Source organism: Longimicrobium sp., from assembly GCF_036280135.1.
In the GTDB taxonomy this organism is placed as follows: domain Bacteria; phylum Gemmatimonadota; class Gemmatimonadetes; order Longimicrobiales; family Longimicrobiaceae; genus Longimicrobium.
In genome coordinates, this window is the sequence record NZ_DASURI010000125.1 from 1 (window position 1) to 2,167 (window position 2,167).

At 70.2% G+C, this 2,167-nt stretch carries 1 protein-coding gene; it reads right to left on the reverse strand.

Features of this window, described 5'->3' with window-relative positions:
* Positions 1-546 precede the first annotated feature (546 nt).
* The gene (locus VFZ20_RS03930) at positions 547-1,668 is read right to left on the reverse strand and encodes an IS110 family transposase (RefSeq protein WP_329682524.1); all 1,122 of its coding nucleotides are present in this window, start codon (positions 1,666-1,668) and stop codon (positions 547-549) included.
* Positions 1,669-2,167 lie beyond the last annotated feature (499 nt).

Genomic DNA, 2,167 nt, shown 5'->3' on the forward strand with positions numbered 1-2,167 from the left:
CGATGAGCTTCTGCACCGGCGCGGACGTGATGTCCCTGGGGTCGATCGGCGCGGCTTTCTTGCGGAGAACGGGGTGGCCGAGGCGCGCCACCTTCAGGATGGACATGATGAAACGATTATACGGCGGGGGTCCGTGGGCCTCCTTGGGCCGCTCTGGGCTTTGGGCCGTCTTGGGCCGCTTTGGGCTTTGGGCTGATATGGAATGACCCTCTGTCAAACCCCGTTGGTTGAGGGCGTCCGTGCCCTGGTCGTGCTGCCCGGAGCTCCGGGAGGCGGCACGGCCGACGACGACGACGGAGGAGCGAGGCGCTGCGACGACGAGTCACGCTGATATTCGGTGATTACCGCGGGGACCGCGGCAGCGCACACAGGACAGTGGTTCGTCGGGAGCGTGGCGGCAGTCTTTGGTCGCGAGTCCGGGCTCGGGGCCCTGGCGCATAGCCCAACCGCCGATGGCTCCCTCTCGTGCCTCGTCTCCTCCGTCGTCGTCGCCGGCCGGGGCCGCGCGCCGGGCCGGGCCGCCGCGGGCGGCGTCCTACGCCGCATTCAGTGGGATGGCCCCGGCGCCGGCGCTGGGGCCACGGGGTGCAGGGCGGCCCAGAGAAAGCCACTGAGTTCCCGCGCTATGGCCACCGCGATTTTCGCGGGCGGTTTGTGCGTCGCCGCCATCGCCCGGAATCGGCGACAAAGCCGCTGCTGGGCCCGGTCCGCGATGGCGATCACCCGGCCCGGTTGCCCGCGGCGCCGCCGAGCCAGGGCGACGCCGACGGCGGGCCGATGGCGATAGTGCCAGGCGGCTTCCACCAGCAGCCGGCGGACCAGGGCGTTCCCCGTGCGCGTGATCCGCCCCCGGCGGGCCCGGTCCCCGCTGGAGTGTTCCCCCGGCACGAGCCCGAGATACGCCATCAAGGCCCGCGGGGAAGGAAAGCGGCCCATGCCGTGGAGTTCGGCAAGGATCAGCATCGCCGACAGCGTATCGATGCCGCGGAAGCAGCGCAGCCACCCGACCGGCGTCCGATACGGGTCGGTCGCGGCCAGCGTCGTGAGCTGGGCATCCAGCTCGAGCAGGCGCGCCTCCGTGTGATCGATCGCCAGCAGATAGTCGTCCAGGACGGTGCGCTCGGCAGGATGCGCCCAGGGCAACCCGCTGATCCACTGGCGGTGCGCTCGGGTCCAGTGGCGGCCGGTATAGTGTCGCCCCCGCCGCCGCAGCAGCTTGCTCAACCGATGGCGACAGCGCTGCAGGTCCTCGCGGGCATCATCCCGCGCGCGCGCCAGGTCGCGCACGGCCTCGTCCGCCGGCGTCGGCGGGTGCACCGGCGTCAGCAGCCCGGCACGCCCGAGCTCGGCCAGCTTGCGCGCATCCCGCCGATTCGTCTTCACCCGCTCGCCGGGCTTGCGGGGAATCAGCGCCGGCGCGACCACGTCACAATGCACGCGCGCGGTGGTCAGCTGGCGCTGCAGCGCATAGCCACAGGGCCCCGCTTCGTAGAAGACGTGCACGGGCCCCGGCGCGTCCCGCTCGAGCGTTCGCACGAGCCGGCGCACGGCCGCCGGGGTGTGGGGCAGCTGCCAGGTGACCGGCGTCCGCTCCGCCCCCTGCAGCCGGGCCACGTAGAGGTCTTTCTTGTGCGCGTCGATGCCCACGTACGTAGTAAGGTGCTCCATGACCGGCTCCCTTCGTGTGCGGCTCTGACGTTCGCCTGAGCGTTAACCCGCGTTTCCGGTGACTCTGTCCACCGTGTTGCGTGTTTTTGGCACGACAACGTTACGATGGCGAGCCGGTCATTCCATATTGTCTTTAGGCTTTGGGCCCATCCGGAAGCGCGGCAGCACACGGGTCTATTCGGACGCCGTTCACTGTCACGCTGTCACGCCTTCGCCGGCAGGTTCTGGTGGCGGGGGACACCGCGTTTCGCGCGTCGGCGTGCTCCGCGCCGTGGAGCGGGACACGCGTGACAGTGAGCGCCGTCCGGGTGGGCTCGGGTGCCGCCCCGCTTCCGATGAGCCCAAAGTCCAGAGCCCAAAGTCCAAAGCCCAGAGCCCTCACCGGTGGCACAGGGCTTTAGCCCTGTCGGTACCGGCGACGCCGGGCGCGACGCCTTCCTGCTCGAGATTCGCAAGGCGAAGATGATGTTCTACAACACCGTCGTTGCGCAGGCGCAGA

What these genes read in the sequence shown, in the direction of transcription:
- VFZ20_RS03930 (WP_329682524.1), bottom strand. Translation starts at nt 1,668, where the DNA reads ATGGAGCACCTTACTACGTACGTGGGCATCGACGCGCACAAGAAAGAC.